21 protein-coding genes are annotated in these 26,375 nt (G+C 70.8%); 5 read left to right on the top strand and 16 right to left on the bottom strand.

The window, feature by feature from the left end; genetic code table 11:
• Positions 1-65: 65 nt before the first annotated feature.
• The 13 genes from pgi to ACWDR3_RS28155 all read right to left on the bottom strand — a co-directional run bounded on the left by pgi (position 66) and on the right by ACWDR3_RS28155 (position 16,351).
• Positions 66-1,721 (bottom strand): glucose-6-phosphate isomerase, encoded by a 1,656-nt coding sequence (gene pgi, locus ACWDR3_RS28215; protein ID WP_450355371.1) that lies wholly within the window; start codon positions 1,719-1,721, stop codon positions 66-68.
• A 56-nt stretch (positions 1,722-1,777) separates the two neighbouring features.
• Entirely contained in the window at positions 1,778-3,043 is a 1,266-nt protein-coding gene (locus ACWDR3_RS28210; protein WP_450355370.1) for an MFS transporter, read from the bottom strand.
• A gap of 145 nt (positions 3,044-3,188) precedes the next feature.
• The gene (locus ACWDR3_RS28205) at positions 3,189-3,524 is read right to left on the bottom strand and encodes an RNA polymerase-binding protein RbpA (RefSeq protein ID WP_003957010.1); all 336 of its coding nucleotides are present in this window, start codon (positions 3,522-3,524) and stop codon (positions 3,189-3,191) included.
• 210 nt (positions 3,525-3,734) lie between these two features.
• Entirely contained in the window at positions 3,735-3,971 is a 237-nt protein-coding gene (gene secG / locus ACWDR3_RS28200; protein ID WP_124004453.1) for a preprotein translocase subunit SecG, read from the bottom strand.
• A 93-nt stretch (positions 3,972-4,064) separates the two neighbouring features.
• Positions 4,065-4,820 (bottom strand): triose-phosphate isomerase, encoded by a 756-nt coding sequence (gene tpiA / locus ACWDR3_RS28195; RefSeq protein ID WP_450355380.1) that lies wholly within the window; start codon positions 4,818-4,820, stop codon positions 4,065-4,067.
• Positions 4,821-4,861: 41 nt separating this feature from the next.
• Positions 4,862-6,073: a phosphoglycerate kinase gene (locus ACWDR3_RS28190; protein ID WP_450355369.1), complete on the bottom strand. Its 1,212-nt coding sequence runs from the start codon at positions 6,071-6,073 to the stop codon at positions 4,862-4,864.
• Positions 6,074-6,196: 123 nt separating this feature from the next.
• A complete protein-coding gene (gap, locus tag ACWDR3_RS28185) occupies positions 6,197-7,207 on the bottom strand; it encodes a type I glyceraldehyde-3-phosphate dehydrogenase (protein WP_450355368.1) in 1,011 nt (336 codons plus the stop codon).
• A 239-nt stretch (positions 7,208-7,446) separates the two neighbouring features.
• Entirely contained in the window at positions 7,447-10,401 is a 2,955-nt protein-coding gene (locus tag ACWDR3_RS28180) for a M14 family zinc carboxypeptidase (RefSeq protein ID WP_450355367.1), read from the bottom strand.
• A 166-nt stretch (positions 10,402-10,567) separates the two neighbouring features.
• Positions 10,568-11,557, bottom strand: a complete 990-nt coding sequence (whiA, locus tag ACWDR3_RS28175; protein WP_450355366.1) for a DNA-binding protein WhiA — start codon at positions 11,555-11,557, stop codon at positions 10,568-10,570.
• The gene (locus ACWDR3_RS28170) at positions 11,548-12,615 is read right to left on the bottom strand and encodes a gluconeogenesis factor YvcK family protein (protein ID WP_450355365.1); all 1,068 of its coding nucleotides are present in this window, start codon (positions 12,613-12,615) and stop codon (positions 11,548-11,550) included. The genes whiA and ACWDR3_RS28170 overlap by 10 nt, the downstream gene beginning before the upstream one ends.
• The gene (gene rapZ, locus ACWDR3_RS28165) at positions 12,612-13,571 is read right to left on the bottom strand and encodes an RNase adapter RapZ (RefSeq protein WP_450355364.1); all 960 of its coding nucleotides are present in this window, start codon (positions 13,569-13,571) and stop codon (positions 12,612-12,614) included. Before rapZ ends, ACWDR3_RS28170 begins: the two co-directional genes overlap by 4 nt.
• Positions 13,568-15,598, bottom strand: a complete 2,031-nt coding sequence (gene uvrC, locus ACWDR3_RS28160) for an excinuclease ABC subunit UvrC (protein WP_450355363.1) — start codon at positions 15,596-15,598, stop codon at positions 13,568-13,570. The genes rapZ and uvrC overlap by 4 nt, the downstream gene beginning before the upstream one ends.
• Before the next feature lie 78 nt (positions 15,599-15,676).
• Positions 15,677-16,351 carry a response regulator transcription factor gene (locus ACWDR3_RS28155; protein ID WP_450355362.1) on the bottom strand — a complete coding sequence of 225 codons (675 nt, stop codon included), beginning with the start codon at positions 16,349-16,351 and terminating at the stop codon, positions 15,677-15,679.
• Between the two features lie 154 nt (positions 16,352-16,505).
• Here ACWDR3_RS28155 and ACWDR3_RS28150 point away from each other — a divergent pair, with 154 nt between their 5' ends.
• Positions 16,506-16,751 (top strand): hypothetical protein, encoded by a 246-nt coding sequence (locus tag ACWDR3_RS28150; protein ID WP_450355361.1) that lies wholly within the window; start codon positions 16,506-16,508, stop codon positions 16,749-16,751.
• A 128-nt stretch (positions 16,752-16,879) separates the two neighbouring features.
• Here the strand turns inward: ACWDR3_RS28150 and ACWDR3_RS28145 are convergent, their stop codons facing one another.
• The 3 genes from ACWDR3_RS28145 to ACWDR3_RS28135 all read right to left on the bottom strand — a co-directional run bounded on the left by ACWDR3_RS28145 (position 16,880) and on the right by ACWDR3_RS28135 (position 22,419).
• On the bottom strand, positions 16,880-19,528 hold the full coding sequence (locus ACWDR3_RS28145) for a PAS domain S-box protein (RefSeq protein ID WP_450355379.1): 2,649 nt from the start codon (positions 19,526-19,528) through the stop codon (positions 16,880-16,882).
• A gap of 138 nt (positions 19,529-19,666) precedes the next feature.
• Positions 19,667-21,043: an ABC transporter substrate-binding protein gene (locus ACWDR3_RS28140; RefSeq protein ID WP_450355360.1), complete on the bottom strand. Its 1,377-nt coding sequence runs from the start codon at positions 21,041-21,043 to the stop codon at positions 19,667-19,669.
• Positions 21,040-22,419, bottom strand: a complete 1,380-nt coding sequence (locus ACWDR3_RS28135) for an ABC transporter substrate-binding protein (RefSeq protein WP_450355359.1) — start codon at positions 22,417-22,419, stop codon at positions 21,040-21,042. Before ACWDR3_RS28135 ends, ACWDR3_RS28140 begins: the two co-directional genes overlap by 4 nt.
• 205 nt (positions 22,420-22,624) lie before the next feature.
• Between ACWDR3_RS28135 and ACWDR3_RS28130 the strand changes: the two genes are divergently transcribed.
• The 4 genes from ACWDR3_RS28130 (at position 22,625) to ACWDR3_RS28115 (ending at position 26,316) form a co-directional block, all read left to right on the top strand.
• Entirely contained in the window at positions 22,625-22,999 is a 375-nt protein-coding gene (locus ACWDR3_RS28130; RefSeq protein ID WP_450355358.1) for a response regulator, read from the top strand.
• A 213-nt stretch (positions 23,000-23,212) separates the two neighbouring features.
• Positions 23,213-24,169: a hypothetical protein gene (locus ACWDR3_RS28125; RefSeq protein ID WP_450355357.1), complete on the top strand. Its 957-nt coding sequence runs from the start codon at positions 23,213-23,215 to the stop codon at positions 24,167-24,169.
• Positions 24,170-24,280: 111 nt separating this feature from the next.
• Positions 24,281-25,408 carry a LacI family DNA-binding transcriptional regulator gene (locus ACWDR3_RS28120; protein WP_450355356.1) on the top strand — a complete coding sequence of 376 codons (1,128 nt, stop codon included), beginning with the start codon at positions 24,281-24,283 and terminating at the stop codon, positions 25,406-25,408.
• Positions 25,405-26,316 (top strand): carbohydrate kinase family protein, encoded by a 912-nt coding sequence (locus tag ACWDR3_RS28115; protein ID WP_450355355.1) that lies wholly within the window; start codon positions 25,405-25,407, stop codon positions 26,314-26,316. Before ACWDR3_RS28120 ends, ACWDR3_RS28115 begins: the two co-directional genes overlap by 4 nt.
• The last annotated feature ends 59 nt before the right edge of the window (positions 26,317-26,375 follow it).

Below are 26,375 nucleotides of genomic sequence, written 5' to 3'. Positions count from 1 at the left end.
GAGGGCCGTCGTGTGAGGCCGTGGTGTGAGGGCCGTGGCGTGAGGGCGCCCGCCTCAGCCGGCCGTCACCGACGGCCGCGTAGCTCGCGGTACTTGGCGACCAGGGCCTTGGTCGACTCGTCCAGGCCCTCGACCTCCGCGCCCTCCGTCAGCGCCGGCTCCACCCGCTTGGCGAGGACCTTGCCCAGCTCGACACCCCACTGGTCGAAGGAGTCGATGTTCCACACCGCGCCCTGCACGAACACCTTGTGCTCGTAGAGGGCGATCAACTGACCGAGCACCGACGGAGTCAGCTCGCGGGCCAGAATCGTGGTCGTCGGGTGGTCGCCCTTGAACGTCTTGTGCGGCACCAATTCCTCGGGCACCCCCTCCGCACGCACCTCGTCCGGCGTCTTGCCGAAGGCCAACGCCTGCGTCTGCGCGAAGAAGTTCGCCATCAACAGGTCGTGCTGCGCCTTGAGCCCCTCGCTCAGCTCGGCCACCGGCTCGGCGAAGCCGATGAAGTCCGCCGGGATCAACTTCGTGCCCTGGTGGATGAGTTGGTAGTACGCGTGCTGCCCGTTCGTCCCGGGCGTGCCCCACACCACGGGCCCGGTCTGCCAGTCGACCTCCTGCCCGTCCCGGCCCACGTACTTGCCGTTGGACTCCATGTCCAACTGCTGGAGATACGCGGTGAACTTGGAGAGGTAATGGCTGTACGGCAGCACCGCGTGCGACTGGGCGTCGTGGAAGTTGCCGTACCAGATGCCCAACAGGCCGAGCAGCAACGGCACGTTGGACTCGGCCGGCGCGGTCCTGAAGTGCTCGTCGACGATCCGGAACCCGTCGAGCATCTCCCGAAAGCGGTCCGGGCCGATGGCGAGCATCAGCGAGAGCCCGATGGCCGAGTCGTAGGAGTACCGTCCGCCGACCCAGTCCCAGAACTCGAACATGTTCGCCGTGTCGATGCCGAACTCCGCCACCTTCCCGGCGTTCGTCGACAGCGCCACGAAGTGCTGGGCGACGGCTTCCTGACCGGCCTTCAGCTCAGTGAGCAGCCAGTCGCGCGCGGAGGTGGCGTTGGTGATCGTCTCGATCGTGGTGAACGTCTTGGAGGCGACGATGAACAGCGTCTCCGCCGGGTCCAGGTCACGGGTCGCCTCGTGCAGGTCGGCCCCATCCACGTTCGACACGAAGCGGACCGTGAGGTCGCGGTCGGTGAAGGCGCGCAGCACTTCGTACGCCATCGCGGGGCCCAGGTCGGAGCCGCCGATGCCGATGTTGACGACGTTCTTGATGCGCTTGCCGGTGTGGCCGGTCCACTCGCCGGAGCGGACCCGGTTCGCGAAGTCGCTCATCCTGTCGAGGACGGCGTGCACGGCCGGCACGACGTTCTCGCCGTCGACCTCGATCACCGCGTCACGCGGGGCGCGCAGCGCGGTGTGCAGCACGGCGCGGTCCTCGGTGACGTTGATCCTCTCGCCGCGGAACATGGCGTCGCGCAGGCCGAACACGTCGGTGGCGGCGGCCAGTTCGCGCAGCAGCCGCAGGGTCTCGTCGGTGACGAGGTGCTTGGAGTGGTCGACGTACAGGTCACCGACCTGGAGTGTGTATCCGGCGCCGCGGCCCGGGTCGGCGGCGAACAGCTCCCGCAGCCCCGACTCCCCCCATTCCTCGCGGTGCTTGACCAGCGCGGTCCACTCGGGCGTCCGGTTGAGCCTCGTACGGCCGTCTGCGTTCATATCGGACTTCAGCCTTCTTTCGTACCTCGTCCCGCTGCCGGTCCCAACTTATTTGATCAGCGCGTGACGTGAGCTGTCGTGGCGTCCTCGTGCGACGCACCCTCAAGTACGTCCGGCCTGCCGGTGGGTATCAGCGCGAGGACGGACAGGACGAAGAAGGCTGCAGCGAGCAGCGCGGGTGTGTTCGGTCCCCAGGCGGTGGCGACGGCGCCGCCGAGCAGGGCGCCCAGCGGGGCACCGGCGACGGCGAGGGTGCGATAGGCGGAGCTGACCCGGCCCAACAGGTCGGCGGGAGTGCGCTGTTGCATCAACGTCGTCGTGTTGACGTTCCACACCATCCCCATGAACCCGAACACCGCCAGCGCCCCCGCGAGGGCCGGCAGGCTCCGCACGCTGCCCATGACGACCAGCGCGCCGATCTGCACGGCACCGGCGAGGAGCACGGCCCGCGGCGGCCGGAGCCGAGCGGTGATCCACCGGTTCGCCACTCCCCCGGCCAGACCGCCGACGGTGTACGCGGTGGTCGCGACCGCGTAGCCGGCGGTACCGGCGTCCAGCCATCGGGTCACCAGGATCACCAGGGTGGCGATCAGGGCGCCCATGCCGATGTTGCACAGGGCCGTCGCCACGCACAGTCCGCGCAGGGGGCGGTCGCGCCACAGGGTGCGCAGCCCGTCCGCGATCTCCCTGCGCAGGGTGCTGCCCGCCGGTCTCGGCGCTCTGTCGGGCGCCGTCGTCCGCAGGGAGGCGACGAGCGCGGCGGCCACCAGGAAGGTCCCGGCGTCGGCCACGAAGGGCACGGCGGCCCCCGCGACGAGCAGCAGCGGCACCACGGGCGCCCCCAGCAGACCGCCCGCGATCTGCTGCCCGGTCATCAGTCTGGCGTTGGCACTGCCCAGCTCCGCACGGTCCACCAGGGCGGGCAGCAGAGCCGTCGAGGCGTTGTCGAAGAGCGTCTGGAGGGTGGTCAGCACGAAGGCGAGGGCGATGAGCAGTGCGATCGAGGCGTGACCGAGTGCGACGGCCCCGGCGAAGGCGGCGACGAGCAGGCCTCGTACCGCGTCCACCGTCCACATCGCGCGGCGCTGGTCGACCCGGTCCGCGACCGCGCCGCCGAGCAGCCCGAAGACGAGCCAGGGCAGATAGCCGCAGGCGGTCACGGAGGCGATGAGCAGGGGGCGGTCGGTCAGCGAGGTGGCGAGCAGGGGCAGCGCCGAGCCCCGCAGCGCGTCTCCGAAGCGCGAGACCACGGCGGCCGTCCACAGCCGCCCGAATCCCCCGCGCCATGCGGGCGCGCGCACGTCCCCCGTCTCGACCGCCACCGCTCCCCCTCACGATTCGCATCCGCACCAGGCGATGCACAAACCGTAGAGGTCAGCACTGACAATCGGCCCGGAGCCGACCGGTCGTCGGGGGCCGAAACAGGTCCGACCCGACACCCCTCGGTGCCCGGCCGGTTCCCAACTCCTAGATCTCGCCCCGCAGTTTGGCGAGCGCTTCGGCGAGGATCGCCTCGCCGTCCGCGTCACTGCGCCGCTCCCGTACGTACGCGAGGTGCGTCTTGTAGGGCTCGGTGCGCGGCGGGTCCGGCGGGTTGTCCCGGTCCTGGCCGGCGGGGAAGCCGCAGCGCGGGCAGTCCCAGGTGTCGGGAACCTGCGCGTCGCTGGCGAAGCTGGGCTGCGTCTCATGCCCGTTGGAGCACCAGAAGGAGATGCGCAGACGCGGCGCGGACTCGCCGCGCTCGGCCTCGCCCATCGGCCCCGCCCCGACCCGGCTTCCTCGGATCGCGTTGCCACTTGCCACGGTCGTAACTCCCTGCGTGATGGTGCCGCGAAGCGAGTCGGCGTTTCGCTTCGTTGCGAGCGCCTCAGTCTACGTAAGGCCCAACGCGCGTCCAGTGATTGGAGTTACAGCCCCCACACCTAGACGCAAGCCCCATGATAGGCCGCGCTCAGCTGCGCGTACCGAACATGGGGCCTTACGTGCGGAATGCGTGCGGAATGTGCGCCCGGGTCAGTTGTTCGTCTTCATCAGCAGGCCGAGGACGATGATGCACGCGAACCAGGCGAGACCGACCACCAGGGTGATCCGGTCCAGGTTGCGCTCGGCGACCGAGGAGCCACCGACGGACGACTGCATGCCGCCACCGAACATGTCGGACAGGCCGCCGCCCTTGCCCTTGTGCATCAGCACCAGCAGCATCATCAGCAGGCTGAAGACGATCAGGGCGATCGAGAACCCCAAAACCACGGCTGGACCAACTCTCTCGGATTCGGATGAACGACGGGGGCACAGCCAGGCTGTGCCCCCGCAAGGGTACGACGGATCGCCGCCGGGGCCTACCTACTGGTCCCGGAAGCGCACGATCTTGACGAACTCGTCGGCGTCCAGCGAGGCACCGCCGACCAGGGCGCCGTCGACGTCGGGCTGGGCCATGATCTCGGCCACGTTGCCCGCCTTGACGGAGCCGCCGTACTGGATGCGGACCTGGTCGGCCAGCTCCTGGGTGTACAGCTCGGCGAGCTTGCCGCGGATGGCCTTGCAGACCTCCTGGGCGTCCTCGGAGCCGCAGACCTTGCCGGTGCCGATGGCCCAGACGGGCTCGTAGGCGATCACGATCGACTCGGCCTGCTCGGCCGTGACGTCCTTGAGGCCGCCCTCGACCTGGCCGAGCGTGTGCGCGACGTGGTTGCCCGCCTCGCGGACGTCCAGCTCCTCGCCGACGCACAGGATCGGGGTCAGACCGTGCTTGAAGGCGGCCTTGACCTTGGCGTTGACGATCTCGTCGGTCTCGGCGTGGTACTGCCTGCGCTCGGAGTGGCCGACGGCCACGTACGTGCACTTCAGCTTGGCCAGCATCGAGCCGGAGATCTCGCCGGTGTAGGCGCCGGAGTCGTACGCCGAGAGGTCCTGGGCGCCGTACTTGATCTTGAGCTTGTCGCCGTCCACCAGGGTCTGCACGGAGCGCAGGTCGGTGAAGGGCGGCAGCACGGCGACCTCGACGGCCTCGTAGTCCTTGTCGGCCAGCGCGAAGGCGAGCTTCTGGACGTGCGCGATGGCTTCGAGGTGGTTGAGGTTCATCTTCCAGTTGCCCGCCATGATCGGCGTGCGTCCGGAAGAAACAGATGGAGCCATTGCGGTCAGTCCTCCAGTGCGGCGAGACCGGGGAGCGTCTTGCCCTCGAGGTATTCGAGGGAGGCGCCGCCACCGGTCGAGATGTGTCCGAATGCCTTCTCGTCGAAGCCCAGGATGCGGACGGCGGCGGCGGAGTCGCCACCGCCGACGACCGTGAAGGCCTGGGAGTCGACGAGGGCCTGGGCGACCGCCTTGGTGCCCTCGGCGAAATCGGGGTGCTCGAAGACGCCCATCGGGCCGTTCCAGAAAACGGTGGCCGCGTCGGCGATCTTCGAGGCGTACAGGGCACCGGTCTCGGGACCGATGTCGAGGCCCATCTGGTCGGCGGGGATCGCGTCCGCGGCGACGGTGGTCGGGCCGGCCGGAGCCTTCGTCTTCAGGTCGGGGAACTGGCCCGCGACCACGACGTCCACGGGGACGACGAGTTCGACGCCGTTCTTCTCCGCGCGCTCGACGTACTCGGTGACGGCGGCCAGCTGGTCGTCCTGGACCAGGGAGGCGCCGATCTCGTAGCCCTTGGCCTTGAGGAAGGTGAAGGCCATGCCGCCGCCGATGAGCAGCCGGTCGGCCTTGCCGAGCAGCTGGTCGATGACGGCGAGCTTGTCGGAGACCTTGGAGCCGCCGAGGGCGACGACGTAGGGCCGCTGGACGTCCTCGGTGAGCTTCTTCAGGACGTCGACCTCGGTGGCGATGAGGTAGCCGGCGTAGTGCGGCAGCCGGGCCGGGAGGTCGAAGACGGAGGCGTGCTTGCGGTGCACCGCGCCGAAGCCGTCACCGACGTACACGTCGGCGAGAGCGGCGAGTTGGTCCGCGAACTCGCCGCGCTCGACGTCGTCCTTCGACGTCTCGCCGGCGTTGAAGCGCAGGTTCTCGATGACCGCGACCTGGCCGGGCTCCAGGCCGCGCACCGCGTCGTGGGCGGCGGGGCCGGTGGTGTCCTGGGCGAACGCGACGGGGGCGCCGAGCAGTTCGGCGAGTCGCTCGGCGGGCTGCAGCAGGGAGAACGCCGGGTCCGGGGCGCCCTTGGGACGGCCCAGGTGGGAGGCGACGATCACCTTGGCGCCCGCCTCGACGAGAGCCTTGATGGTGGGCAGGACGGCGCGGATGCGGCCGTCGTCGGTGATGAGGCCGTCGGCCAGCGGGACGTTGAGGTCGGCGCGGACGAAGACCCGCTTGCCGTCCACGCCTTCGGAGAGAAGTTCGTCGATGGTCTTCATGGGAGAAGGCTCCTGAGGAGGGCTCTGGATCGAACGAGGGCTGAACACGCGCGTGAGGGCTCGGGCGGCGCGGCCGTGCGCTGCCCGAGCCCTGCACTCACATCGAGGTGCCTGCTTCGGCGATCAGAGCTGGTCGCCGACGAAGACCGTGAGGTCGACGAGGCGGTTGGAGTAGCCCCACTCGTTGTCGTACCAGCCGAGGATCTTCACCGTGTTGCCCTCCTGGACCATGGTCAGGGAGGAGTCGAAGGTGCAGGAGGCCGGGTCGCCGACGATGTCCGAGGAGACGATCTCGTCCTCGGTGTACGCCAGGTAGTCCTTCAGGTCGCCGTCCTCGGAGGCCTTCTTGAACGCGGCGTTGACCTCGTCCTTGGTGACCTCGCGCTGCAGCGTCACCACCAGGTCGGTGGCGGAACCGGTCGGGACCGGGACGCGCATCGCGATGCCGTCGAGCTTGCCCTTGAGCTGCGGCAGGACCAGCGCGGTGGCCTTGGCGGCACCCGTGGTGGTCGGGATGATGTTCTCGGCGGCGGCACGCGCGCGGCGCAGGTCCTTGTGCGGGAAGTCCAGGATGCGCTGGTCGTTCGTGTACGCGTGCACCGTCGTCATCAGGCCCTTGACGATGCCGAAGTTCTCGTCGAGCACCTTGGCCATCGGCGCCACGCAGTTGGTGGTGCAGGAGGCGTTGGAGATGACGTGGTGGTTGGCCGCGTCGTACTTGTCCTGGTTGACACCCATCACGATGGTGATGTCCTCGTCCTTGGCCGGAGCCGAGATGAGGACCTTCTTGGCGCCGCCGGCGATGTGCTTGGCGGCGTCGTCCTTCTTCGTGAAGATGCCGGTCGACTCGATGACGATGTCGACGCCCAGCTCGCCCCACGGGATGTCCGAGGGGTTGCGCTCGGACAGCACCTTGATGGTGTGACCGTCGACGGTGATGGTGTCGGCGGTGTGCGACACCTCGGCCTTGAGGCGGCCGAGGATGGTGTCGTACTTCAGCAGGTGCGCGGTGGTCGCGGTGTCACCCAGGTCGTTGACAGCCACGATCTCGATGTCCGCACCCTGCTCCAGGAGCGCGCGGAAGTAGTTACGTCCGATACGACCGAAGCCGTTGATGCCTACGCGGATCGTCACGAACCGATCTCCTCGTTGGTACGCCGACTATGCGGTGCCGGCGAGCTGTTTTGGGATGTCCCCGACCACCCACGACCCTACCTCCCTGCGGCCCCCGTGGTGACATCGAGATGCCCCATACACGGGCAGGCGGTCCGTACCCGCCAGTAGGGGTACGGACCGCCCGGGCCGTCAGACCGGATCACTCGTTTTGACTACGGTCTGCTAGTCATGGTTGACCAGGGAATTCACCCCGGAACTCACCCTTCCAGGGCCGCGAGGGCCTTCTTGACGAGGGCGTTGCGGTCGGCCGCCGCGGTGACGTGCTCCAGGCCGAAGCCCAGCAGCACGGTCCGGTCGGTGGTGACCCCGCCGTACGTCCTGAACAGGGTCCCCGTGCGCGTCCAGTCCTTGAGGACGCCCGGGCTGCCCGCGGGCGGTCCGGAGGCGCTCCAGGCGCCCAGCGACGTCTCGAAGCCCTCGGTCTGGGTGGCGGCGCCGCGCACGACCAGCGAGGCGTCGTCGGCCAGCACGCCGTGACCGCCGCTGCCGGGGTCGGTGACGTAGCTGATCGAGACCTCGATGCTCTTGCCCGCGTAGGCGCTCAGGTCGAAGTTGACCTGCTGCCAGCCGTTGGAGGCGCCGGTGAGGGCGTTCCAGGTGCCGGACGTGCCGGTGGCGGTGCAGGAGCCGCCGGCCAGCGTCAGATAGTGCTTCAGCCACGGGTGTTCACCGATGTAGAAGCCGGCGCCGCACTCGGCCGGGACGGTGGTCCTGGTCGCGCCGTCCTTCTCGGGGAGCGTGGTCCAGTCGTCGCCGCCGACGGTGTGCACCTCGACGACGGCGTTGTCGTAACCGGGCTCGGTGTCCCACAACAGCTGGGTGCGCAGGGTCGGTTGGTCGGCCGCGGTCACCGCGCCCAGGTCGACGGTGCGGGTGAGGCGCTTGTACGCGTCGTCGGTGTGCACGGCCGCGGCCATGTACGAACCGGCGTACGGCCCATAGGGGTTGACGGTCCCGGCGAACTGGCCCGCGCCCGCGCTGGCGAACTGCGGGTAGGTGGCCGGGGACAGCTCCTCGGAGGTGACGCCGTAGGTGCCCGCCCGGTCGAGCGGGTTGCCGGCGGCGGCGCCGAGGGCCCCGCTGAAGCCGTCGAGCTTGCCGGCGCCGGTGAAGCCGGTGGCCCCGGGGGTGGACGTACGCGAGTAGGCGCCCAGGTAGTACTGGCTGAAGTCGTTCGACAGGGTGCCGTCGCCCAGGTTGACGTTTCCGCCGGCCTGCTCGCCCGCCTCGATCAGCTTGCCGCCCTCGTTGAGGAAGGCACGCAGCTGGAGCTGGGTGGCGATGCCGGGGGTGCTCGCGCCGGTGTAGTGGACGACGGTGGCGAAGTGGTCCAGCACGCCGAGCGCGTCGGGCGCGCCCTGGGTGGCGACGTCCCACACAAGTGCCTTGCGGCCGTTGGCCTTCAGCGCGTCGACGTAGGTCTGCGCCTGCGTGGCCGCGGCGCCCTCCTCGGCGACGACCAGGGTGTCGGCCTTGGCGCGCTGGGCGACGGTGTAGGTGAAGTGCTCGCTGGAGACCTTCTTGCCGGCCTTGGTCTCGCCGGTGAACCACACCTCGACCTTGTCGCCCGGGACGCCGTCCTTGACCTTGGCCCGGTACTCGTCGAAGTGCAGGTTGTCCTCACCACCGTAGGTCTCGCCGCCCTGCCAGGACTTGAGCGCCATGTCGAGCGTACGGCCGCCGTTGACGCGGTACTTGAGCTCCTTGTCGCGGATGGCCTTGCGGACGACGACGGAGACCTCCTGGTCGGCGCCGCGCGAGTACGAGGTGGTGAACTTCGCCGGGGTGAAGTCGGCGGCGCTCAGGCCGACCGAGGAGGACGGCGTGTCGGGGTGCTTGGCGGTCTCGGCGACCGACAGCGCGAACGGGACGTTCTTCGCGAACTCGTCCTGGATCAGCTTCTCGTCGTCCGGGAAGTTGAACCCGGACTGGCAGTCGGCCGCGTTCCACTGGTCGTTGGGGTCGATGTTCGACGCGGTCTGGCAGGTGGACATCTCGGGGGTGAACATCGACATGCCGTTGACGTTGCCCGCGTGTCCGTCGGCCTCGCCGTTGGTGGTGTACAGCTCCGAGGAGACCTGCGGGTGGTAGCCGGGGATCGCGGAGTTCTCCGGCGTGCCGGCCAGCGCCTTGTAGATCACGTCGTCGGGGGTGGGAGTGGCCACCTGCCACCCGACACCGTAGAGGAGGAGTTCCGCGGCGGAGTGGTAGTTGATGCCGTACGAGAAGCCGATCCGCTTCTCGAAGGCGTCGAGCGCCTTGGTCTCGGGCTCGGACGCGGGGCTCGCGCCGCGGTAGGTCTCGCTGGTGGGGTTGGGGGACGAACCCTCGTCGTCGTAGCCCCACTTGTAGGCGAAGTTGCGGTTGAGGTCGACGCCGTCGCCGGTGGAGATGACGCCGTCGCCGTTGACGTCCCGCAGGTTCTTGCGCCACAGGCGGTTGGCGGCGTCCTTGAAGGTGTAGTCGTAGCCGTCGGGGTTGGCCGAGAGCACGAACCACAGCTCGGTGGAGTCGACGATCTTCTTGACGCGCTTGTCGGTCTTGTAGTTGTCCAGGTAGTAGTGCATCAGGCGCCGGGTCATCTCCGGCGTGATCCACTCGCGCGCGTGCTGGTTGGACATGTAGAGGACGGACGGCTTGGCGCCGTCCTTGGACTGCTTCGCGCCCTTGGTCAGTTTGAGCGCGAGGATGTCCTGGCCATTGATCGTCTTGCCGATGGACACGACCTTGGTGAGGCCGGGGTTGTCCTGGCCGGCCTTGACGATCTCCTCCTTGAGGCCGCCGGCACCGCTGTACGGGCGGAACACGCCCTCGGCGGCCGCGTCGACGCGCTTCTCCGCCTTGGCCGACAGTGTGTGCTCGGTGAGATCGACGCCCTGGCCTTCCAGCTTCTGTGCCTGCTGGTCGGTGAGGTAGACCTCGACGGGCGCCTTGCCCTTGTCGGGCACCGCCTCGCCGAGTTCGTGGCTGTCCTGTCCGGCGGCCAGCAGCAGGGGTACCTGCTGCTTGGTGACGTCGGCGCGGAAGACCTTGACCTCGTTCGGGTCGGACGTGGCCGGGCTTCCGCTCTGGGCCTGGGCGACGGGCGCGAGACTCGCACCGCCGATCAGAAGCGCTCCGGCAGCGAGGATCGCTCTCGCTCTGGGTCTCATGAACCCCCCTAGCAATCTTTCGTCACGGTGACGAACGGTTGCCAGGCTCATGCCAGTTCACAGCCGAGTCAAGGGGGCCTCAAAGACTGGTGAAGCAGAACACCCGAACGCCGGTACCGATCACCCAAATGGCCATCGGCACCGGCGTGTTGCGCTTGCGGATGAGTCAGCCGACCAGGTTGTCGGCCATCTCCTCCGTGATGCTGGACTCCGTGCCCGGGATGCCGAGGTCGGAGGCGCGCTTGTCGGCCATCGCGAGCAGCCGGCGGATCCGGCCCGCAACCGCGTCCTTGGTCAGCGGCGGGTCGGCGAGCGAGCCCAGCTCCTCCAGGGAGGCCTGCTTGTGGTCCATGCGCAGCCGGCCCGCGGCGGCGAGGTGCTCGGGGACGTCGTCCGCGAGGATCTCCAGGGCGCGCTGGACGCGGGCGCCGGCGGCGACGGCGGCCCGGGCGGAGCGGCGCAGGTTGGCGTCGTCGAAGTTGGCGAGACGGTTCGCCGTGGCCCGCACCTCGCGGCGCATCCGGCGCTCCTCCCAGGCCAGCACCGACTCGTGCGCGCCGAGCCGGGTGAGCAGGGCGCCGATCGCGTCGCCGTCCCGGACGACCACCCGGTCCACACCGCGCACCTCGCGGGCCTTCGCGGCGATCGACAGGCGGCGGGCGGCGCCGACCAGCGCGAGCGCGGCCTCGGGGCCCGGGCAGGTCACCTCAAGAGAGGAGGAGCGGCCGGGCTCGGTGAGCGAGCCGTGCGCCAGGAAGGCGCCGCGCCAGGCCGCCTCCGCGTCGCAGGTGGCCCCCGAGACCACCTGCGGGGGCAGTCCGCGGATCGGCCGGCCGCGGCCGTCCACCAGGCCGGTCTGGCGGGCCAGCTGATCCCCGCCGGCGACCACCCGCACCACGTACCGCGAGCCGCGGCGCAGTCCGCCGGGTGCCATCACGATCAGTTCGGAGCTGTGCCCGAAGATCTCCAGGATGTCCCGCTTCAGGCGCCGGGCCGCCATCGCGGTGTCCAGCTCCGCCTCGATCACGATGCGCCCGCTGACCAGGTGAAGGCCGCCGGCGAACCGCAGAATCGCGGAGACCTCCGCCTTTCTGCAGCAGGTCCGGGTGACGGGGAGCCGGGAGATCTCATCCTTCACCGCTGCCGTCATCGCCATGGGCCGATCCTTCCATGCATCCGAAAAATACGGTCGTACGCGGCGGCCAGCAGCTCCGGGTCGTGCCTCGGAGTTCCGTCGTTCCGGGCCACGGGGGCCAGCTCGACCGCGGCTCCGAGCCGCTTGGCGGCCTCGGTGAGCACATCGCGATCGGGCACGGCGGCCTCGTCGGCCAGCACCACGTCCAGGGCGAGTTTAGGGGCGTGTCGTCCCAAAACCTCCAAATGACGCTGCGGTGAGAAGCCGTCGGTTTCTCCGGGCTGCGGCGCGAGGTTCAGCGAGAGCACCCGGCGGGCCTTCGTCTGGGTGAGCGCGTCGAGCAGTTCCGGCACCAGCAGGTGCGGGATGACCGAGGAGAACCAGGAGCCGGGGCCGAGCACGACCCAGTCGGCGTCGAGGACCGCCTCGACGGCCTCGGGGACGGCCGGCGGGTCGTTCGGTACGAGGTGCACGGACTGCACCTCGCCGGTGGTGAGCGCCACGGTCGCCTGGCCGCGGACCGTGTCGACGTCCTCCGGCCGGTCCGGGTCGTGGCCCTTGACCAGGGCCTGCAGCTCCAGGGGTACGGCGGACATGGGCAGCACGCGCCCGTGCGCACCCAGCAGCTTGCCGACCAGGTCGAGGGCCTGGACGTGGTCGCCGAGCTGCTCCCACAGGGCGACGATCAGCAGATTGCCGACGGCGTGTTCGTGCAGGTCGCCCTTGGACTGGAAGCGGTGCTGGATGACCCGGGCCCAGGTCTGGCCCCAGTCGTCGTCGCCGCACAGCGCGGCCAGTGCCTTGCGCAGGTCGCCGGGCGGCAGCACGCCCAGTTCGTCCCGCAGCCGGCCGCTGGAGCCGCCGTCGTCGGCCACCGTGACGACGGCGGTGAGGTCGCCGGTGATCCGGCGCAGTGCGGCGAGCGAGGCGGACAGGCCCATGCCGCCGCCCAGGGCGACGACCTTGGGCTGGGCGCCACGACGGCGCGGCTTGCCGCCGCGGGCCTCGACGGGCCGGGTCGTACGCGCCTCGGGCACCGCCCTGCGCAGCATGCTCAGCCGCGGACTACGTCCTGTCATTCCCGTCCCATGTCCCGGTGCACGACCACCGTCTCCACGCCCTCGGCCACCAGGCGCGCGGCGAGCTTCTCCGCGGTGGCGACCGAGCGGTGCTTGCCGCCGGTGCAGCCGATCGCGATGGTCACGTACCGCTTGCCCTCGCGGCGGTAGCCGGCCGCGATGAGCCGCAGCAGTTCGGCGTAGCGGTCGAGGAACTCCTTGGCGCCGGGCTGGTTGAAGACGTACGCCGAGACCTCCTCGTTGAGGCCGTTGAAGGGGCGCAGCTCCGGGATCCAGTGCGGGTTGGGCAGGAAGCGCATGTCGGCGACGAGGTCGGCGTCGACCGGGAGGCCGTACTTGAAGCCGAAGGACATGACGGTGGCCCGCAGCTCGGGCTCCTCCTCGCCGGCGAACTGGGCGTCCATCTTGGCGCGCAGCTCGTGCACGTTGAGGCTGGAGGTGTCGATCACCAGGTCGGCGTCGCCGCGCAGCTCGCGCAGCAGCTCGCGCTCGGCGGCGATGCCGTCGACGATGCGGCCGTCGCCCTGGAGGGGGTGCGGGCGGCGCACGGACTCGAAGCGGCGGACCAGGGCGTCGTCGGAGGACTCCAGGAAGACGATCCGGCGGGTGACGCCCCGGCTGTCGAGGTCGGCGAGGGACTCGCGCAGGTTGTCGAAGAAGCGGCGGCCGCGGACGTCGACGACGACCGCGATCCGTGCCACGTTGCCCTGCGAGCGGGCGCCGAGCTCCACCATGGTGGGGATCAGCGCGGGCGGCAGGTTGTCCACGACGAACCAGCCGAGGTCCTCCAGACACTTCGCGGCCGTGGACCGCCCTGCCCCGGACATGCCGGAGATGATCACCAGCTCGGGGATGGCCGCGTCCGCGGGCGCGGTCGTCTCGCCGGTCGTGCCCGTACTCACCTGTGCTCCGTCTCCGCCTTGGTCCTGTTGCTCATTGTCCTTGTTCACCGTCATGTCTCCTGCCCCCGTCGTTCGTCCGGGGCGCCCGTCGTCACGGGCTGCCCACCGGAAACCGTCGTGCCCGGTTCCTCTTCCATGATCTCTCCAGTCGCCGTGTTCACAGCGGGTGCGGCCGGGGCCGCCTGGGCGAGTGCCACGGCGATCGTCTCGGCCGTCTTGCGGCCTATGCCGGGCACCTCGCAGATCTGGTCGATGGTGGCGGATCGAAGTTTCTTCAGCGAACCGAAATGCTTAAGAAGAGCCTGCTTGCGCGCGTCTCCGAGACCGGGGACGTCGTCCAGTGGGCTGGAGCGGAACCGCTTGGCCCGTTTGGAACGCTGGTAGGTGATCGCGAAGCGGTGTGCCTCGTCGCGGACGCGTTGCAGCAGGTAGAGGCCCTCGCTGCTGCGGGGCAGGACCACCGGGTCGTCGTCGTCCGGGAGCCAGACCTCCTCCAGGCGCTTGGCGAGGCCGCACACGGCGACATCGTCGATGCCCAGCTCGTCCAGCGCCTTCTTGGCCGCCGCGACCTGCGGCTGACCGCCGTCGACGACGACGAGCTGGGGCGGGTACGCGAAGCGCTTGGGGCGGCCGTCCTCCTCGGTGAACGAGTCCTCGCCGTCCGCCCACTCGCCGGTCTTCTCCTTGTCGGCGAGGTAGCGCCGGAAGCGGCGGGTGATCACCTCGTGCATGGAGCGGACGTCGTCCTGGCCCTCGAAACCCTTGATCTGGAAGCGGCGGTACTCGCTCTTGCGCTGCAGGCCGTCCTCGAAGACGACCATGGAGGCCACCACGTCGTCGCCCTGGAGGTGCGAGATGTCGTAGCACTCGATCCGCAGCGGGGCGCTGACCAGGTCGAGGGCCTCGGCGATCTCCTCCAGGGCGCGCGAGCGCGTGGTGAGGTCGGAGGCGCGCTTGGTCTTGTGCAGGGCGAGCGCCTGCTGGGCGTTGCGCTCCACGGTCTCCATCAGGGCCTTCTTGTCGCCGCGCTGCGGGATGCGCAGCGACACGATCGACCCGCGCCGCTCGGTGAGCCACTCCTGGACGGGCTCGACCGGGTCGGGCAGGGCCGGCACGAGCACCTCCTTGGGGACCGCGTCGCCCTTCTCCTCGCCGTAGAGCTGCTGGAGGGCGTGCTCGACGAGGCCGGCGGTGGTGACCTCCTCGACCTTGTCGGTGACCCAGCCGCGCTGGCCGCGCACGCGTCCGCCGCGCACGTGGAAGATCTGGACGGCCGCCTCCAGCTCGTCCTCGGCGACCGCGATCAGGTCGGCGTCGGTCGCGTCCGCGAGGACGACCGCGCTCTTCTCCATCGCCTTCTTCAGCGCCCCGATGTCGTCGCGCAGGCGGGCCGCCCGCTCGTACTCCATCTCCTCGGCCGCCGCCTCCATCTGCTTCTCCAGGCGGCGCAGGTAGGTGCCCGTGCGGCCGGCCATGAAGTCGCAGAACTCCTCGGCCAGTTCGCGGTGCTCCTCCTCGGAGACGCGGCCGACGCAGGGGGCGGAGCACTTGCCGATGTAGCCGAGCAGACAGGGGCGGCCGGTGCGGGTGGCGTTCTTGAAGACGCCGGCGGAGCAGGTGCGGACGGGGAAGACGCGCAGCAGGAGGTCGACGGTGTCGCGGATGGCCCACGCGTGTCCGTACGGTCCGAAGTACCGGACGCCCTTGCGCTTGTGACCGCGCATCACCTGTACGCGCGGGAACTCCTCGTTCATCGTCACCGCGAGGTACGGGTAGCTCTTGTCGTCGCGGTACTTCACGTTGAACCGCGGGTCGTACTCCTTGATCCAGGAGTACTCCAGCTGGAGGGCCTCGACCTCCGTGGACACCACCGTCCACTCCACGGACGCGGCCGTGGTGACCATCGTCCGGGTGCGCGGGTGCAGGTTCGCCAGGTCCTGGAAGTAGTTCGCCAGGCGCTGGCGCAGGCTCTTCGCCTTTCCGACGTAGATCACCCGGCGGTGCTCGTCACGGAACCTGTACACCCCGGGAGAGTCCGGGATCTCACCCGGCCTGGGGCGGTAGCTGGAGGGATCGGCCATGTCTCCCACCCTACTGGCGCGCACTGACACCGCGACGAGCCTGTGGACAACCCCCGCACAAGTCCTGGCGTGATGGTCCTAGCGCGATTCCAGGAAGGTGAGAACGGCAAGGACCCGGCGGTGGTCGTCGGTGTCCTCCTGGAGGCTGAGCTTGCCCAGGATGCTGCGGACGTGCTTCTCGACGGTGCCCTCGGTGACCCACAGCCGGCGGCCGATGCCGGCGTTGGAGCGGCCCTCGGCCATCAACGCCAGGACCTCGCGCTCGCGGGCGCTGAGGTGGGAGAGCGGGTCGTCACGGCGCTGGGCCGAGAACAGCTCCTGCACCAAGGAGGGGTCGACGACCGAGCCGCCCCGGTTGATCCGCTCCAGGGCCTCGATGAACTCGTCGACGACGGTGACGCGGCTCTTGAGGAGATAGCCGACCTTCTGGCCGCTCGCCAGCAGCTCCAGGGCGTCCTCCACCTCGGCGAACGCCGACAGGACGAGGATGCCGGTGCCGGGGTGGCGCTCACGGATCGTGCGGGCCGCCTTGAGGCCCTCGGTGGAGTGGTCCGGCGGCATCCTGATGTCGACGATCGCCAGATCGGGGCGCTCGGCCGCGACCAGCTCCAGCAGCCGGACCGCATCACCCGCCTGGCCCACCACTTCGTAGCCGACCCGCTCGCACAGGCTGGCCAGTCCCTCCCTGAGCAGCACGTCGTCGTCGGCGAGGACGACCCGTCCCCGCACGGGGCGTTGTGATGCGGCGTCCATGGTTCCGGCTCCCCGCTCCCCTTGCCCGACCGATTGCCCGACCGATGCGGTGCGCTCAACAGCCTGCCCGACCGGCGGAGTTCCGGCTAGCGGGAAGCGGAATTGGCGGCCTGCCATGACGACACGGGGCCGCTCGCGAGCGATTCTCGTAGCAGTGCAGACGCAAGAGGACCGGCCGGTTCGGGCACACTCCGGAGCCGGCGGGTCGTGGATCGAAGGGCTGCGGGAGATGCGGCGGACGCGGATCGAGAAACGACGGCGGTCGGTCCGCGTCCGCCGGTACCCACCCGACACGCACGCGTGGAGCGACCTTCTGGATCCCAGGGACCCCGATCTGGTCCGCGCCAAGCGGCTGCCGCGACCGGAGCGGCCCGCACCGGCCGCGCGGCCGGACGAGTAGGCGGCTTCGACCGCCCCCCAGAGCCGGACGGACGCCTCTCCGTCCGAAGGACCGCCCGGACGTACGCAACGTCACCGCGTCGAAGGCTCCCCCGTCCTCGACGACTCCCCCCGCGTACGCCCGGGCGGTCACGCGTGCGTGGCCGGTCCGGTCAACGGCAGCCGTACATTCATGGTGGTGCCCTGTCCCGGCGGGCTGGCGACGTCGAGCGTGCCGCCGATCGCCTCGACCCGGTCGACGAGCCCGATCAGACCGGAGCCGCGGCCGAGTTCGGCGCCGCCCACGCCGTCGTCACGGATGGTCAGCTCCAGGACCTCGTCGCGGATCTCCGCCGCGACCTCCACCACGCCCGCGTGCGCGTGCTTGGCCGCGTTGGTGAGGCACTCGGAGGTGACGTAGTACGCGGCCACCTCCAACTGCTCCGGGAGCCGCTGCGCGGGCAGTCGGAGGTCGAGTTCCACCGGCACGGCGGAGCGGCGGGCCAGGGAGCGCAGGGCGGGGCCGAGGCCGCCCTTGGAGAGGATCGCGGGGTGGATGCCGCGGGCCACCTGGAGCAGGTCCTGGAAGGCGTCGTCGAGGCCCTTGCCCACATAGGCGATCTGCTGGGCGAGTTCGGAGGTCCGGTCGGTGATCATGGACTCGGCCAGCCGCAGGTCCAGTTGGAGGGCGACCAGCCGCTGCTGGACGCCGTCGTGCAGATCGCGCTCGATACGGCGCCGGGAGGCGTCCCCGGCGGCGACCACACGCGCGCGTGAGGCCGTCAACTGGGCGCGGCTGTCGGCCTTGGCGACGGCGGTGGCGATCAGCTCGGTGAAGTCGGCGAGGCGCGACTCGGTCCCGTCGGGCAGCGGCTCCAGCGGCGAGGACGCGACGACGACCCCCCACAGCCGGCCGTCCACGACGATCGGCGCCCCCACCGAGCGCCCCACGCGCGCGGCGGTCCTGGTGCGGGCCACCGCACGTGCCGCCGCCTCGCTCTCGGCGCTCCCGCCCGCGGCACCCGGCGCGCGGGCGGGCGAGGCGCCGACGACCGTGAGGGCGCCGTCGGACTCGTAGCGCAGCACGGCCGCGCCGCCGACGCTCAGCAGGTCTCCCACCTCGTCCGCCACGGCGCCGAACACGCGTTCCGGCGACTCGCCGTGCGCCACGCGCGTGGCGACCCGGCGCAGCGCGCTCTGTTCCCGCGCGGTGCGGCGGCTCTCGGTGACGTCGCGGGCGGCGGCGTAGACGAGGCCCTCCTCGGGGACCGACCGGGCGCTCCACAGCAGCCAGCACTCGGTGCCGTCCTGGCGCAGGTAGCGGTTCTCGAACTCGGCGAGTTCGACACCGCCGGCCAGCCGGTCGAGGGCCACCCGGGTGGTCTGCCGGTCCTCGCGGTGGACGAACTCGATGGACGGCTTGGCCAGCAGTTCCTCGCCCGAGTAGCCGAGGGTGCGTTCGAAGGCCGGGTTGACGCGCTTGAAGTAGCCGTCGACTCCCGTGATGCACAGCAGGTCGGGCGAGAGGTTGAAGATGCTCTCCAGTTCCCGTTCGGCCTTCCTGCGCCGGCCGTGCGCCGCCGCGAAGGACGCCATGGTGCCGTTCATGCCGTCCAGGAGCTGGGACCAGGTGCCCTCGAACGAGACGACGTCGGCGCGGTGTTCGAGCCGGTTGCCGTCGATCGCCGTGTTCATGGACCGGATCTCGGCGGCCAACTTCTCGGTGGTGACCCGCAGTTCACGGAAGGTGTCGGCGACGTCGCCGAGCTCGTCGCGCCCGGCGTAGCGGATGTCGTACGACAGATCGCCGGACGACAGGGCCCGCGCGCCGGCCGAGACCTCGCCCAGCGGCCGGGTGATCGAGCGCCGCAGGGTCAGCGCGAGGACCGTGACGACGGCCAGTACGGCGAGGGAGACGGCGAGGTCGCGCACCGCGCGGACACGGGCGCTGCGCAGGTCGTCCGCGGCCGTGTCGGCGAGTTCGCGCGCGGCTTGGTCCTGGATGCCGCGCAATGAGGCGATGCGCGCCGTGGAATCGGCCAGCCAGAGGGAGTACGACGGCCAGGCTGCGGCCTTCGGGTCGGGCGCGGTGAGCAGGTCGCGCACCTTGCGCACGGCCCGCCCCGGCGCCTCGAACTGGGTGCTGTACAGCTCGGCCCGCAGCCGGTCGGAGGTGTTCTGCCGGAACTCCCGCAGCTGGGCCTCCTCCAGGGCGGGCCAGCGTCCCACGGCCGCGGGGCGCTGGTCGGGCGGGGCGTGGAGCAGGATGGCGATCTCGGCCTGCTCCCGTTCGGCGGCCTCGACGGCGCCCAGGATCGCGTCGTGCGCGTCGGCCGCGCGGCCCGAGGCCCGGGTGGGGCGGCCGGCCTCCAAGGCGCCGACGGTGTCGAGGAGTTCGTCCTCGATGCCCTGGTACTCCTGCGTGAGCGCACGGGCGGTGAGCGAGCCGGTGCCTGTCTGCACCCGCACCGCGTGCAGTCGGCGCCTGACGGCGTCGAGCTGACCGGCGACGTCGACCTCCGGCCAGGAGACGGCCCGGTCGGCGGCCCGCGTCAGGGCCCGGCCGGTGGCCCGCTCGGCCGCGGAACGTTTCGCCACCGTGCCCGGCGCGGGGCGCAGCCGGGCCTCCACGGCGGCGATCCGCTCCCCCGCGACGGCGTCGGAGACCGCGGTGGTCGCGAACGACACCTCGGTCGCCGTGTGGAACCGCCCCAGCGTCCGCGCCTCCTCCCACTGCGCGACCCCGCTGAACGCCGTGAACGCCAACAACCCGGTCACCGGCAGGAGTACGAGCAGCATCAGCTTGCTGCCGACCCGGAGGCGGGCGAGGAAGGGGACGCGTTCGCCCCCGAGCCCGCCGAGTCCGCGGAGTCCGCCTGGCGCGCGGTCGCCCCGGTCTCTCGGTCCCGCGGGTTCTGAGCGGCGCATGGTGGGACCTCACCGGCCGGTGGGCGGGTAGTTCTGGTGGTCGGCCAGGTCCTTGTCGATGGCCGCGACCGCCCCGTCGAGCGTCGACTTCACCGGCGCCCCGTCGAGGACGATCTTCGCGAAGGCGCGGGAGAACGCGTCGGTGATCGCGCCGTAGGCGGGGGTGCGCGGCCGGGGCCGGGCTGTGCCGTTCTGCAACTGCTCGATGTAGAGCCGTTCCGGACCGGCCGCGCGGAACTGCGCGGTGCGCTCGCTCGCCGTCCGGGTCGCCGGTATCGCGCCGTTGACGTCCGTCATGCGCACCACCTCGTCGGGGCTCAGCAGAAAGGCCAGGAACCGCCAGACGGCGTCCGGGTCGGCGCCGGTCGCCGGCAGGGCCCACTGCCAGGAGCCCATCCCGGTGACGGTGCCGCGGCCGAAGTCGGGCAGCGGCACGATCGTCAGGTCGCCCGGGAACGCCTCGGCGTACTCGCGCCATCTCCAGTGCCCCGACCAGGAGATGGGGCTGCGGCCCGAGGTGAACGCCCTGTCGTCCTTGTCGGCGTCGACGAGCCCGGCCCCGACCCACTTCTGCAGGACGGTGAGCGCCCTGACGGAGTCGGCGCAGTTCAGATAGCCGTCGGCCGTGCGGTGGTTCTTCGGATCGATGAGGTCACCTCCCGCCGACCAGACCGCGGGAGCGAAGCCGTACGTGTTCCACTCGGCGCCCGGCGTCGCGTACCGGAGTCCGAGGTCGAGCGGCGCCTCGTACCCCTCCTCGCGGAGTTTCCTCAGGATGCCCGTGAACTCGGCGGCGGTCCAGGCGTCCGCGGTGCCCCGCGGGACCCGGATGCCTGCCTTCTTGAGCACCGACGGGCGTACGTACAGGCCGAGTCCGGAGTCGAAGGTGCCGATGCCCCACAACCGGCCCGCGTACGTGCCCTGTTGGAGGATCGAGGGCAGCAGGTCGGCCCGCAGGGCGTCGGGCAGGCAGGAGCCGAGCGGGCGGAGGCGGCCGGCCCAGGCGTAGCCGAGGAGCTTCGGGGCGTCGAAGTCGAGCAGGTCCGGCAGGTCGCCGCCGGCCGCGGCGTCGCGCACCTCGGCGTCGTAGTCGCCGTCCGGAAGGGTCATGAGGTTGACCCTGACGTCGTGCTGGGACGCGTTGAACCGCCGCACCTGGGTGCGCAGGGTCGTCAACTCGCCGTGTGCCGTGGGCCAGTGGTACCAGACGGCGATCTGCGAGGTGCCGTCGATCCGTCCGTCGCAGGTCGTGTCGGTGCCCGGCTTCGCGGACCTCCTGCCGCCGCGGTCGGCGCCGTCTCCCGTGCAGCCCGCCAGGACCAGGGCGGCGGTCAGCGCGAACGCGGTCGCCGCGCGGGGCCGCCGGGGCGGGGTGCCCCGGGTCATGACCCCTTCTGCGGATAGCCGTCGTGGGCCGCCAGGTCCTTGTCGACGGCCGCGGCCGCCTGGTCGAGCGCGGCCTTGACAGGCGCCCGGTCGAGCATGATCTTCGCGAAGGCGTCCGAGAACGCCCTGGTGATCGCGGGATAGGCGGGCGTCTGCGGCCGCGGTCGCGCGACACCGTCCCGGAGTTGCTCGATGAACAGGTGCTCGCCGCCGCCCGCGTCGTACTTCGGCGCGAGCTTCACGGCGCTGTTCGTGGCGGGGATCCCGCCGTTGGCCACGCTCATCCGCCGGATCTGCTCCGGCCTCATCAGGTACGCCAGGAAGCGCCAGACGGCATCCCCGTCGGCGGTCCCGGCGGTGACGCCCCACTGGTAGGACCCCATCCCGGTGACGGTCCCCCGACCGAAGTCGGGCAGCGGCACGATCGCCACATCACCCGGGAACGCCTTCGTGTACTCGGGATAACGCCAGTGCCCGCTCCAGGAGATGACACTGCGCCCCTTGTCGAACGCCTTCTCGTCCTTGTCCGGATCGATGTACCCCGCCTCGGCCCAGTCCTGCATGACGGTCAACGCCCTTACGGAGGCAGGGCTGTTGAGGTACCCCTCGGCCGTCGAGTAGGTGCGCGGATCGATCAGATCCCCGCCCGCCGACCATACGGCGGGAGCGAAGCCGTACGTGTTCCACTCCTCGCCCGGCTTCACGTACAGCAGCCCCACGTCGAGCGGCGTCCTGTAGCCCCGCTCGCGGAGTTCGGCGAGGATGCCCGTCAGTTCGGCGGCGGTCCAGGCGTCCGCGGTGCCCTGCGGAATCCGGATACCGGCCTTCTTCAGCACCGACGGCCGTACGTACAGCCCGAGTCCGGAGTCGAAGGTGCCGATGCCCCACAACCGGCCGTTGTACGTGCCCTGTCGGCGGATCGAGGGCAGCAGATCCTCGCGCAGCTTCCCGGGCACGCAGGAGTCGATCGGCTTCAACTTGCCCGACCAGGCGTAGCTGTAGAGGTTCGGGCCGTCGAAGTCGAGCAGGTCCGGCAGGTCACCGCTGGCGGCGGCGGAGTCGACCAGGTCGGTGTAGGGCCGGTTCTCGGGCAGGCTCACGAGTTCGACCCGCACCTGCCGCTGCGCCCTGTTGAACTCCTTGACCTGCTTCTGCAGCGTGGCGACCTCGCCCGACGGGCCCGAGTGGAACCACATGGTGACATGCGCGGTGCCGTCGATCCGGCCGTCGCAGGTCGTGTCCCGGTGCGCCCGGTCGGACGTGGAGTCGTCGCTCCCACCGCCACAACCGGCCACCAACAAGGCGACCACCACCAGCCCCGAGACCAGGGCGCGACGGCTCCGACGGACTCCCGCACCGCTCGGCGACGCCTTCATCGCGCACCCCCACTCGACCGGACACCGCGGCCTCCCCAGGGCGCCTCCATGCTACCGGCCGTGATGTGACGCTGCGCTGGGTAAGCGTGAACCCGCTTGTTCGGCACAGGACTTCAGCACATTCCAGGTGACCGGTAACCCGGCTCGCGAAGTTCTTCCGGCTAGCCGGAAAGCGCAATCAGCATCCGATTGACACGCTGTCTGCATGTCCATGCGCTGTCTCCTCGTAGATGACAGCATCCGGTTTCTGGAGGCCGCGCGCACGCTCCTGGAGCGCGACGGAATACCCGTCGTGGGCATGGCCTCGACGGGTGCCGAGGCTCTCGCGCGAGCCGCGGAACTGGCTCCCGACATCGTCCTGGTGGATCTCGACCTCGACGGCGAGAGCGGTCTCGACATCGCGGCGGACCTCTCCCGCAGCGTCTCCTCCGTGATCATCCTGATCTCCACGCACGCGTTGGAGGATTTCCAGGAGCTCGTGGCGGCCAGTTCGGCCCGCGGCTTCCTGCACAAGTCGCGCCTGTCCGCGCAGGCCATCCGGGAGGTGCTGGGCGACGAAGGGACGGACGGACCGACTTGAGACCACCGATCGCGTCTCGGCCAGGAGTGTGTCGCGGTTGAGCCTCAGGTGTTGTCGGGACTTGGTCAACACGCTTCAATGCGGGGGAACTCGGGGCCTCGAACGACGGCGTACGGATGTGAAGACGTGCCCCGACGCCGTCGGCAGGGCCCCGATCACCAGCGTGAACCGGTCTGACCAGCCGAAGTGTGTTTTCACAGAAAGGCCCTCTGCATGCCGCACGCCACACAGCACGCGGACGTCGCCGCCCTCGCCACCGCGGAACTGGACTCGGCCCTGCGGGGCGGCCCCTTCCACGTCGCGCTGCGCGCAGCGATCGCCGCCCGCGGACTGCCGCTGCAGCGGGTGCAGCACCATCTGACGCGCTACGGGGTCAAGGTCGGCGTCACGAGCCTGAGTTACTGGCAGCAGGGCGCCCGGCGCCCGCAGCGTCCCGAGTCGATGCGGGCGGTACGGGCCCTTGAGGAGATACTCCAGCTGCCCGAGGAGTCCCTGATCCGGCTGCTCGCCGAGCCGGACGAACCCACCTGCGAGCAGCGCCCGGCGGCCCGCACCTACCGCTCCCTGGTGGAGGCCTCGGGCGTCCTGGACCGGCTGCTGGCCGAGCTGAACCTGCCGCCGGACGGCGGGCTGCACACCCTGGGCCACCACGAGCGGGTGCGCATAGGAGCCCACCGCGAACTGGCGGGGCGCGAGTCGCACCACATCGTGCGCGCCCACAAGAACGGCGTCGACCGCTTCGTGGCCGTCCACCACGGCGACCCGGGGTGCGTGCCGGAACACATGCGGGTGCACGCGCTGGAGAACTGCCGCACGGGACGCGTGCGCGTGCACCACGAGACCGGTGTGCTCGTGGCCGAGCTGCTCTTCGACACCCGGCTGAGAGCCGGCGACACCTTCCTCTTCCGTTACGGCGTCGACGACGGCACGGGCGGTGTGTGCCGTGAGTTCGTGCGCGGGTTCGGCCCCGCCGGCGGTCAGTACGCGCTCCAGGTCTGCTTCGACGAGCAGGTGCTGCCGGCCCGCTGCCACCGGTTCGCCCAGCACTCGGCGGCGGCCCCGCGCAGCGGCCGCCAGGAGCTGCACCTCAGCGGCCTGCACCACTCGGTCCACCTCGTCGAACCGCGGGTGCGGACGGGGATCGTGGGGATCGGGTGGGACTGGGAGTAGCCCCTGGTGGGCGGCGCGTAAACGCTTGCGCAATCGTTTACGTCCGCCGTCGAATGGGATACGTTCCCGCCCTGAGGGCCTGTGCGAGCGGCCCAGGAGGGGGAACACACGTTGGCGACCATGGTGGACGTCGCGAGGAACGCCGGGGTGTCGGTGGCCACCGTCTCCCATGTCCTCAACGACACCCGGCCCGTTCTCCCCCACACCCGCCAGGCCGTGCTGGACGCCATGGACCGGCTCGGCTACACCCCGAACACCCTGGCCCGTTCCCTGGTGACCTCCCGCACCCGCTCCATCGGGCTCGCGGTGTCGGCGATCAGCAACCCGTACTTCACGGAGATCCTCCAGGGCGTCGAGGCCGCCGCCCTGGAACAGGGCTACAGCCTCCTGATCGCCGATCCGCACGACGACCCCGTGCACGAGCGCAAGGTCGTCCAACTCCTGCACGAGCGGCGGGTGGACGGCATGATCGTCGCGCCCTCGCCGGATCCGCGTGAACTCCTGGCGTATCTCGGACGCCACGAGGTCCCGGCCGTGTTCCTGGACCGGTTGATCGGCATGGAGGCGGAGGACAGGCAAGGCGACGGCACCCCGCCGGACGACGCGCAGTCGGCCGTACCGCGCCACGACCAGATCTGCGCCGAGAGCGCCGAACCCACCACCCGCCTGGTCACCCACCTCGCCGATCTGGGCCACCGCAGGATCGCCCTGATCGCCGGTCTGCCCGGGCTGAGCACCACGCGCGAGCGCATCGCCGGCTACCGGCACGGACTCGCCGCCGCGGGACTCCCGTACGACGAACGCCTGTTGGTGCACGGCGACTCCGAGGCGGCCGGTGCCGAACGCGCCACCGCTGCGCTGCTGTCCCTCGCGGTCCCGCCGACCGCGCTGGTCACGGCCAACAACGCGATGACCATCGGCACGCTGCGTGCCCTGCGTGAGCGCGGGTTGTCCGTGCCCGAGGACATCGCTCTGTGCTGCTTCGACGACTTCGCCTGGGCTGACCTGTTCACGCCCCGGCTCACCGCGATCGCCCAGCCCAGCAGGGAGATCGGCGCGCAGGCGGTCCGACTGCTCCTGGACCGTCTCGCCGCCCCGGACCGGCCCGCCCGGACGGTTCGGCTCGCCTGCACCTTCGTCCACCGCACGTCCTGCGGCTGCCCCGAGCGGACCTCTCCGCCCCGCCCATCCAGCCCATCCGCTCCATCCGTTCCGTCCGGGAAAGGAACCGACTCGTGATCGTCGTCGCCGGTGAGGCCCTGATCGACCTGGTACCGCAGGGCACAGGTGCCCTCGCGGGCCTGCAGCCGGCGCTCGGCGGCGGCCCGTACAACACGGCCGTCGCCCTCGGCCGCCTCGGCTCCCCCACCGCCTTCTGCTCCCGCACCTCGCGGGACGCCTTCGGCGAGGCCCTGCTGGACGGGCTCCGCAAGGCCGACGTCGACGTGTCGGCCGTACAGCGCGGCACGGAGCCGACCACGCTCGCCGTCGCCACGATCGATGCGCACGGTTCGGCCGCGTACTCCTTCTACGTGGAGGGCACCGCCGACCGGCTGTTCGCCGCTCCCCCGGCACTCCCCAGCGGGACCCGAGCCGTGTCCTTCGGCACCTGCTCACTCGTCCTGGAACCGGGCGCGACCGCCTACGAGTCCCTCATGCGCACGGCGGCGGCGCAGGGTGTCTTCACCGCGCTCGACCCCAACATCCGGGCCGGACTCATCCACGACGCGGACGCCTACCGGGCCCGGTTCCGCGGCTGGCTGCCCTCGGTGTCGCTGCTCAAGCTCTCCGAGGAGGACGCCCAGTGGCTGGGCGGCACCCCGCGCGAGTGGCTGGCCGAGGGCCCGGCGGCGGTCGTGATCACGCGGGGCGGCGCCGGGCTCACCGCGTTCACCAAGGAGGGCGCGGAGTACTCCGTGCCGGGCGCGAAGGTCGACGTCGTGGACACGATCGGCGCCGGCGACACCGTGAACGCGGCGCTGCTGCACGGCCTCACCGTCCTGGACGCGCTCTCCTCGGAGGGGGTGTCGGCCCTTGGCACGGAAGGCTGGACCCGCCTGCTGAGCTTCGCGGCCCGCGCGGCGGCGATCACCTGCTCACGGGCGGGGGCGGAGCCGCCGTACGCGCGCGAGGTGGGCGAGATCTAGTGGGCGACGTCTAGAGGTCGGCAGTACGCGGTACGGGAGAACGCACGGCGCCCCGCGGG

The organism is Streptomyces sp. NPDC001002 (assembly GCF_053599215.1).
The sequence above is the reverse complement of the archived record's forward strand: the minus strand, read 5'-3'. Positions and strand labels throughout refer to the sequence as shown.

Excerpts from the sequence above, each read along its gene's own strand:
- ACWDR3_RS28170 (WP_450355365.1), bottom strand. The coding sequence starts at position 12,615 with ATGACAGGACGTAGTCCGCGGCTGAGCATGCTGCGCAGGGCGGTGCCC.
- uvrC (WP_450355363.1), bottom strand. The coding sequence starts at position 15,598 with ATGGCCGATCCCTCCAGCTACCGCCCCAGGCCGGGTGAGATCCCGGAC.
- ACWDR3_RS28145 (WP_450355379.1), bottom strand. The coding sequence starts at position 19,528 with ATGCTGCTCGTACTCCTGCCGGTGACCGGGTTGTTGGCGTTCACGGCG.
- ACWDR3_RS28155 (WP_450355362.1), bottom strand. The coding sequence starts at position 16,351 with ATGGACGCCGCATCACAACGCCCCGTGCGGGGACGGGTCGTCCTCGCC.
- pgi (WP_450355371.1), bottom strand. The coding sequence starts at position 1,721 with ATGAACGCAGACGGCCGTACGAGGCTCAACCGGACGCCCGAGTGGACC.
- ACWDR3_RS28180 (WP_450355367.1), bottom strand. The coding sequence starts at position 10,401 with ATGAGACCCAGAGCGAGAGCGATCCTCGCTGCCGGAGCGCTTCTGATC.
- ACWDR3_RS28140 (WP_450355360.1), bottom strand. The coding sequence starts at position 21,043 with ATGACCCGGGGCACCCCGCCCCGGCGGCCCCGCGCGGCGACCGCGTTC.
- ACWDR3_RS28130 (WP_450355358.1), top strand. The coding sequence starts at position 22,625 with ATGTCCATGCGCTGTCTCCTCGTAGATGACAGCATCCGGTTTCTGGAG.
- ACWDR3_RS28135 (WP_450355359.1), bottom strand. The coding sequence starts at position 22,419 with ATGAAGGCGTCGCCGAGCGGTGCGGGAGTCCGTCGGAGCCGTCGCGCC.
- rapZ (WP_450355364.1), bottom strand. The coding sequence starts at position 13,571 with ATGACGGTGAACAAGGACAATGAGCAACAGGACCAAGGCGGAGACGGA.
- ACWDR3_RS28190 (WP_450355369.1), bottom strand. The coding sequence starts at position 6,073 with ATGAAGACCATCGACGAACTTCTCTCCGAAGGCGTGGACGGCAAGCGG.
- ACWDR3_RS28125 (WP_450355357.1), top strand. The coding sequence starts at position 23,213 with ATGCCGCACGCCACACAGCACGCGGACGTCGCCGCCCTCGCCACCGCG.
- whiA (WP_450355366.1), bottom strand. The coding sequence starts at position 11,557 with ATGGCGATGACGGCAGCGGTGAAGGATGAGATCTCCCGGCTCCCCGTC.
- tpiA (WP_450355380.1), bottom strand. The coding sequence starts at position 4,820 with ATGGCGGGCAACTGGAAGATGAACCTCAACCACCTCGAAGCCATCGCG.